The organism is Desulfovibrio sp. TomC (assembly GCF_000801335.2).
Classification (GTDB): Bacteria; Desulfobacterota; Desulfovibrionia; order Desulfovibrionales; family Desulfovibrionaceae; genus Solidesulfovibrio.
In genome coordinates this window covers 1-7,255 of sequence record NZ_JSEH01000047.1, presented here as the reverse complement: position 1 = coordinate 7,255, position 7,255 = coordinate 1, and the positions used below count along the sequence as shown (strand labels likewise).

Genomic DNA, 7,255 nt, shown 5'->3' with positions numbered 1-7,255 from the left:
GCACATCGCCGGCCAGAAACGTCACAGCCCGAGCGGCAGCGATTTCCGGATGGAGACGGGCAAAGCCCTTGGGGTTTCTGGACAGCACGATGACACGCAAATCAAGCGCATAGACCACATCAGCCCGGGCCAGAGCCAGCAGCAACCAACACCCAAAAAAACCAGTGCCTCCCGTCAAGAAGATGGTTGCGCCGCGCAATGCCTCCCACATCCAGGGAGAGGCTTCGGTGATCCAACGGACATCCTCGTCGAGGACAGGCTCCGCTAGTTGCCAAACAGCCATATGCCTAACGCCCTCAGAGCGATATGCGCTTCTTCCTCAGTCAGGTCGTTTATACGAACCAAGGAGCCGTCATCGGTCAACATCACCAAGGGAATGTTCGTACCGACCCGCTTTTTGTCCTTACGCATTGCCTCAATAAGGAGTGCGGCATCCATTTCCGCCGGCATGGGCCGGCACACCAGAGCCTGCTCGAGGATACCCGCGATGGCCGTGTTGCGCGTCGACGCAAGCAGGCCTCGCCTGCTGCTGACGATATTCGCAAAAGCCATACCGACTAGAATGGCTTGGCCATGCGGCACCCGGTAGTTGCTGACCGATTCCAAGGCATGGCCAAGGGTGTGTCCGAAATTGAGGAGATTACGTCTGCCGGTATCGAACTCGTCGCCTTCAATGAAGCTGATTTTGACCAGCAAGGATTCGCGCACGCTTTGGCGCAACACTTCGGGCTGTCGGGCAAGCAAGGGGCCGAGCAGACCGGGCAAGGCCTCGGAACGTTCCCGGCCGCCCATAAGATACAGCTTGATGACCTCTCCCAGACCGCTGGCATAATCCACATCTTTAAGAGTGGACAAAAACGGCGTGTAAAGATGCACGCGGCTTGGCGGGTAAAAGGTACCCACGAGATTTTTATACGTTTGGTAATTCAAAGACGTCTTTCCGCCGATGCAACTGTCAGACTGCGCCAGCAATGTCGTTGGCACAAAGATCCAATGCAGGCCTCGATACAGTGTCGAAGCGGCAAATCCTGTGACGTCCTGGGTAATGCCTCCGCCAATGGACACAAGCGTCAGGTTGCGCTTGGAAGATCGGACCATGAGACGGTCATAGATCTCTTGTACCGTGGCCAGATTCTTGCGTGTCTCGTCAAAAGGGAGGATAATGACATCCTGTTCCGGCAAGACGGACAAAACACTGTCTTTATACAGATCCCAGACATTTGTATCAATGATGTAGCAAGCTTCTTGAAACTTGCTTGAAAAATTAAGAAACCCAGGATCATTTTCAAAAACAACGTCATAGTCCTTGATATTGGACCGAACTGTTATCACAGACATGTGAATCCCCCATCCACGGCAATGGTCTGGCCCGTCATGTACGAATTGGCTTGGCCGCATAAAAAGGCCACGACGACGGCGATCTCTTCCGGGCTGGCCATGCGTTGTTGCGGTATCCCCTCACAAATGATCTGGAGTTGCTCAGGCGTGTTGTTCTGACGCGTTAATTCCGTATCGACAAACCCCGGGGCGACCGCATTCACCAACACCCCGAACGGCGCAAGCTCAACTGCCGCCGCCCTGGTCAGGCCGAGAAGGCCTGATTTGGTCGTGGAATAGATGGTTCGCCGAGCTTTGGACACAACGCCGAAAACGGATGCAATATTGACGATACGACCGTAGCCTCGCTCCCGCATACCCGGCACAAGAGCACGGGTGAGACGCAATGGCGCTTCCAGATTGATCCGCAACGCGTCATGCATGGCTTCGTCACTCAGTTCAGCAACCCCAGCCAGGGGGTTGATGCCGGCATTATTGACCAGAATATCCACCGGACAAGACAAGGCGCTGCAGTAGGCCTCGACCGATGGGCCATCACCCAGGTCCATGTCCTGGCGGGTTGGGCGCAACACTGTTGCTCCCAACGCAGCAAAGCGTGCGGCAATGGCTCTCCCAATGCCTCGGGACGCCCCCGTCACCAGGGCCACGCGTCCATTCATTCGTATTTGCCCCCGGCTTCTTTGATCAATTGCTTGTAGCGCGACTCGAGCATCACAATACGCTGCTTATCTTCATCAAAGATCATCCCGTAGAAGTCTCGTTTATTTTTCAGCCACAGCAACTCGAAACCGACGGCTTTGAGGATGCCCTTCTCAGGCTCGTCGTGCAAGGCGTCCGGACACTGGAAGATCAGCTTCCGGGTTTCGTAGCGATCCAACAAACCGGGCTTGAGTTTATGGAAAAACGGTAAAGCTTCCTTGCCGACGCCGCCGCCCACGGCGCATTCCAAGCCCTTTCCCTTGGCTTTGGCGAAAAGCTCATTGGTGATGTCAAAGACGACGTCGGTGTTGATATCATCGCGTCCAAGTCCCATGGATCCGGTCAGATCCACCCGGCCCATGACCACGCCGTCCAAAATGCGGATTTCCGGCAAGGCGAGCATAGCGTCGAAATTGCGGCAGCCTTCCATGGTCTCGATATTGACTGCAATGTCAATATGTTCGAGTTCTTCTGGCGGGAAGACTTTTTCAATGGCCTTGAGATATTTTTTGAGCGCATAGGCGGTTTCAACCATTGGGGCCACGATACGATCCACGCCTAAGATTCGGGCCTCGTACATATCACGGATAGCCTCGCAACCGCCGATCTTCAAGGTCAGGCCGAGGCCGGCCACTGTGATAACTTCTTTTAGGCGCATGGCCTCTTCCAGCCGGGTGCCCTCGGCCTCGAATTCTGCCTTGATGCCGCAGACATGATGATTCTCTTTCAGATCCTTGAGGACATCGACCATTTTCCGTTCGAGATTGTTCACGAATACCTCCTTTGGATGTCAAATCAGTTGGTGATGCACATATTAGCCTGTAATTCGTCTTGGCTCAAGAAGGGGTGCATATCTTCCAGACAAGGAGATACAATACGTCCATCTTCCAACTGTCGGGAGCTCAGTTTCGGTTCGAATCCCTGGGCCGGGTCAAGCAATACGTTGACCAAAAGCGCGGAGGTGGATTCCAGGATTGTCTCCAGGTCCCCAAGAAAATCAGGTCCTTTAAGATTGCGGGAATCCAGGCCGAATCCCTGCCCCAGGCGGGTAAAGTCCGGAAAGGTCACGCCGGATTGGGGGTCTGAGCCCATGTGTCGCCCCTGGAAAAAGGCATCCTGCGTCTGCTTGATGGACAGATATCCATCATTATTCAGCACGAACAGTATAATTGGCAGGGACAGGCCGGCCATGGTCTGCAGTTCCTGCACATTCATAAGCAGGGAACCGTCCCCGGCCAAACAAATGACCCGTTTCCCACCCCTGGCCACGGCCGCGCCGATAGCTGCGGGCAAGTCATAGCCCATGGAGGCGCAGCCGGAATTGGCGAACATCCGCTGGCCTTTTTTGATCCGGCCGGCCTGAAAGGGAATGACGCAGGCGGAGCCGTTGCCGCAGACGATGACGTCGTCGTCTCGAAGCCGATCAAACAGGGCCTCGATGAAATGGTAGGGATTAATGCGGTTGCCGACAGCCTGGCGATGGCGCGGAAGCACGACCGGGTAGCGGTCCACCCGTTCCCGGCACCAGGCCAGCCAGTCGGCATGGGTGGAAACAGCCCAGGCGCGGGCATGTAAGCGGCGCTCCAGGGTCTCAAGGAAGGCGGCGGCATCGGCCTGGACCGGAAGATCGGGCTGTACCGTGGGCTTGTCCAGTTCGCAAGGATCTATGTCGACGATGATTTTGAAGGCCGCCCGGGCAAAGGAACTCCAGTTGTAGCTCACCTGACGGATGTTGAGCCGGCTGCCGATCACGAGCAGCATGTCGGCGTTTTGCACTGTGAAGTTGCCGGCCCGGTCGCCGATCGTCCCCGGCCGGCCGCAGTACAGGGCATCGCCTGAGTCCATCAGATCATGCGCCGTCCAGGCCGTGGCCACGGGGATGCCCAGGAGCCGGATCACCCGGTCAAACACCGCCTCGGCTCCGGCCAGATGGATGCCCGTGCCAACGAGCACGGCCGGACGTTTGGCTTCTGCCAGACGAACCAAAATATCGTCGCAGACCGCCTCTAAGGACTCGCCGGCCAGGGCCGGTTCCGGTTCTGGACTGTAGCCAACCAGAGATTCCGGAGCAATAGGGCTGGCCTGGACGTCGAGGGGAATATCGATCCAGCACGGTCCGGGACGGCCGGAAACCGCCAGATGCAGGGCTTTTTCCAAATGGTAGCGGATCGTTTCGGGGTCTTCAACCATGGCGGCATATTTGGTGATGCCGCGCACCATGCCCAGGATATCGGCCTCCTGGTCGCCGAGTTGGCGCAACGACTCGATGCGGCAGGCCCCCATACAGGTTTCCCGTTTGACCTGACCGGAGATGATCAGCATGGGGATGGAATCGGTCCAGGCCCCGAACACGCCGTTTAGGGCGTTGATGCCGCCAGGGCCGGTGGTCACGCAGACAAACCCGGGCGTCCCGGCCACCCGGGCATAGCCTTCGGCCGCCATGGCGCAGGCCTGCTCGTGATGGCAACACACATAGTGGAGCCGCTTTTCCTGCCCGATGGCGTCATTGAGATGCATGGCGCCGCCGCCGGTCACCAGAAAGATATGTCGGGCCCCGTGTTCGACCAGAAAATTGGCAACATATTCTGCAAGCTTCACCCAAAAACTCCAATGCCCGCAACCAGGGTCTGCGTCAGGAACCCAGCTCGTCGGCCGGTTCCAGTTTTGTCTTAAACGTGAACAATTCATGGCCCAGGAAGGAGCCAAACACCCCAAGCCCCATGACCAGGCCCTGGGCCAGCCACACCGGCATTCCGAAGACGTCGGTCAACAGCCACAGGCCGGCAATGCCAAAGACCGCATTGCCGCCGTAGACCACGTAACTGCGCAAATACTCCGTCAGCCAGGAGCCTCGTCCCTTGAAAATAAAGATCTTGTACAGCGTAAACGACAGCGTGATGCAGATCACGTTGGCCAGGACGGCAATGGGCACGAGCGGCCAGCCGGGCGTCAGCAGATAATACAGACCAACCGTCACGCCGTAACCGAGGGCGGTATTCACCGCGCCGACCAGGACATACGGCAGCCCCCGGGCTCGGATCCGGGCCGTCAAGTCGGCAACCATCAGGCTCGTTTCCCACTGGTCAGCCAGCGGCGCAGACAGGTTGCGGCATGGTCTAGCTGCTCGCGGCAAAGGCCGGGATAGAGGCCTATCCAGAAGGAACGGCGCAAAATAACGTCCGTGCCGTCAAGGGGCGCGGCCACCCGGTGGGGCATGCCTTCGGCGCAGGGCTGGCGCAGGATGTTGCCGGCGAACAGCAGCCGGGTGCCGATTTTGTGCTCTGCCATGTATTGCAGGAGCTCCTCCCGGTTGCCGGCTTCGGGCCCCAGGGTCATCAGGTAGCCGAACCAGGAAGGGGCGCTGCCGGGGGTCGCCTTGGGCAGCGTGAGCCAGGGACCTTCGAGATCCGCCAGGGCTTCGGTCAGGTAGGCGAAGTTACGCTTGCGATCCTGGATAAACCCGTCCAGCCGGTCGAGCTGGGCCAAGCCCACGGCGGCCTGCATGTCGGTGATCTTCAGGTTGTAGCCCAGATGCGAATACACGTATTTGTGGTCATACCCGGCCGGCAGCAACGGGAACTTCCAGTCGAAGCGGCGAGAACAGGTGTTGTCCACGCCAGGCGGACACCAGCAGTCCCGCCCCCAGTCCCGAAAGGACATCAGGATTTTGCGCAGTAACGGGTCGTCAGTGGCCACGGCCCCGCCTTCGCCCATGGTGATGTGGTGGGCCGGGTAAAAGGAGAAGGTGGCGATGTGGCCGAAGCCGCCGCACATCCCGTCCAACCCGTCCCGGGCATAGCGCGAGCCCAGGGCGTCGCAGCAGTCTTCCACCACCCACAGATTGTGGGTCCGGGCCACGGCCATGACCGCCGCGACGTCAAAGGGGTTCCCCAGGGTATGGGCCAGAAAAATCAGCCGCGTCTTGTCGGTCACCGCCGCTTCGAGCTGTTCCGGGCGGACATTGCCGGTTGCCGGATCGACGTCGAGAAAGACGGGGACGAGGCCGCACTGCACCAGCGGAGCCACGGTGGTGGGGAACCCGGCCGCGACAGTGAGGACTTCGTCGCCGGGACGCAGCCGGCGCTCCTCGAGCTTTGGCGAGGTCAGGGCGGCGATGGCCAGCAAATTGGCCGAGGAGCCGGAATTGGCCGTCAGGCAGAACTTCCGGCCGAGCCAGTCGGCCAGCCGGGCCTCGAAGGCGTCGTTGAACCGTCCGGTCGTCAGCCAGAAATCAAACCCGGCCTCGACCAGATTTTCCATTTCCGGCGCGCCGTAGCATTTGCCCGAGACCGGCACGGGCGATACGTCCGGGGTGAAGACGCCGGGCGTGTGGCAGGCTCCGTAATGGCCTTTGGCCGCCTGCCGGCCCAAAGCCCGGAACAGGAGGTCCAGGCCGGACGGAGCCAGCGCCCCCAGGGGTTCGCAGTCGGCAACTGCCAGGCGTTGCGTGTTCCACAGATCGAGCCGCAACGGCAATGCGCCGTCCGTCGCCTGGGGCACGAGACAACACCCGTCCAGGGCATCAGAGCCGCCGGCCGCCTCGGACACGACGTAGGCCAGGCCATCTTGCAGACGCAAAACAACGCCGCGTCCCGGCAAGGCGTCATGACGCACGATGTTGCCGGGGGAAACAGAGGAGATTTTACTCATTATAGGCACTTTCAAATTCGCCAATTTGTTGGAGGGTCAATTCGCGCAGCCCCTCGGCGTCCAGGCCGGAATGCCAGGCCTGGTACCAGCGCACTGTGGCCTCAAGGGCGGTCATGACGTCCCACCGGGGCTGCCAACCCAATTCCTGAATGGCCTTGGAGCAATCCAGGCGCAGCAGTTTGGCTTCGTGGGGATGCTGCCCGGGCTCCTGTTCAACCGCGCCGTGGCCCCACAAGGCGGCCACGGTTTCGACCACCCGCCGGACCCCCCAGGGCTGGCCGGAAGGGAGGGGAGCAAAGTTCCACCCGCCGCCAAACGCCGGGCCGCTTTCCAGCAGCCGGGCTCCCAGGGTCAGATAGCCGGAGAGGCATTCCAGGGCATGTTGCCAGGGACGCACGGAGTCGGGATAGCGGATGGACACCGCCCGGCCGGCGGCAAAAGCGCGGATGCAATCCGGAATCAGCCGGTCATGCCCGAAATCGCCGCCGCCAATGGCGTTGCCGGCCCGGGCCGATGCGACTGCCACGTGATGGTCCCGGCCGTAGGCGACGGCCGGAAAGAAGGATTT

At 59.9% G+C, this 7,255-nt stretch carries 7 protein-coding genes and 1 pseudogene; all 8 read right to left on the bottom strand.

All coding sequences use genetic code 11. The annotated features are described in order from the left end of the window. Positions 1 to 283, bottom strand: a 283-nt coding sequence (locus tag NY78_RS25105) for a hypothetical protein (RefSeq protein ID WP_197084307.1), incomplete at its 3' end; no start/stop codon positions are given. Next, complete coding sequence (locus NY78_RS21295; protein WP_197084306.1) at positions 265 to 1,338, bottom strand: 3-dehydroquinate synthase; 1,074 nt, start codon at positions 1,336 to 1,338, stop codon at positions 265 to 267. The genes NY78_RS25105 and NY78_RS21295, both read right to left, overlap by 19 nt. Then, positions 1,329 to 1,997: an SDR family NAD(P)-dependent oxidoreductase gene (locus NY78_RS21290; RefSeq protein ID WP_043640880.1), complete on the bottom strand. Its 669-nt coding sequence runs from the start codon at positions 1,995 to 1,997 to the stop codon at positions 1,329 to 1,331. Before NY78_RS21290 ends, NY78_RS21295 begins: the two co-directional genes overlap by 10 nt. Further along, the gene (locus NY78_RS21285; RefSeq protein ID WP_053062315.1) at positions 1,994 to 2,809 is read right to left on the bottom strand and encodes an aldolase/citrate lyase family protein; all 816 of its coding nucleotides are present in this window, start codon (positions 2,807 to 2,809) and stop codon (positions 1,994 to 1,996) included. The genes NY78_RS21290 and NY78_RS21285 overlap by 4 nt, the downstream gene beginning before the upstream one ends. Before the next feature lie 23 nt (positions 2,810 to 2,832). Beyond that, positions 2,833 to 4,635: a thiamine pyrophosphate-binding protein gene (locus NY78_RS21280; RefSeq protein ID WP_043640877.1), complete on the bottom strand. Its 1,803-nt coding sequence runs from the start codon at positions 4,633 to 4,635 to the stop codon at positions 2,833 to 2,835. Positions 4,636 to 4,669: 34 nt separating this feature from the next. Further along, a complete protein-coding gene (locus tag NY78_RS21275) occupies positions 4,670 to 5,101 on the bottom strand; it encodes a GtrA family protein (RefSeq protein ID WP_043640873.1) in 432 nt (143 codons plus the stop codon). Beyond that, the gene (gene rfbH, locus NY78_RS21270) at positions 5,101 to 6,687 is read right to left on the bottom strand and encodes a lipopolysaccharide biosynthesis protein RfbH (RefSeq protein WP_053062314.1); all 1,587 of its coding nucleotides are present in this window, start codon (positions 6,685 to 6,687) and stop codon (positions 5,101 to 5,103) included. Before rfbH ends, NY78_RS21275 begins: the two co-directional genes overlap by 1 nt. Beyond that, positions 6,680 to 7,255, bottom strand: a pseudogene (locus NY78_RS21265) (CDP-glucose 4,6-dehydratase); the annotation flags it as partial. The pseudogene NY78_RS21265 and the gene rfbH, both read right to left, overlap by 8 nt.

What these genes read in the sequence shown, in the direction of transcription:
- NY78_RS21295 (WP_197084306.1), bottom strand. Translation starts at nt 1,338, where the DNA reads ATGTCTGTGATAACAGTTCGGTCCAATATCAAGGACTATGACGTTGTT.
- NY78_RS21290 (WP_043640880.1), bottom strand. Translation starts at nt 1,997, where the DNA reads ATGAATGGACGCGTGGCCCTGGTGACGGGGGCGTCCCGAGGCATTGGG.
- NY78_RS21275 (WP_043640873.1), bottom strand. Translation starts at nt 5,101, where the DNA reads ATGGTTGCCGACTTGACGGCCCGGATCCGAGCCCGGGGGCTGCCGTAT.
- rfbH (WP_053062314.1), bottom strand. Translation starts at nt 6,687, where the DNA reads ATGAGTAAAATCTCCTCTGTTTCCCCCGGCAACATCGTGCGTCATGAC.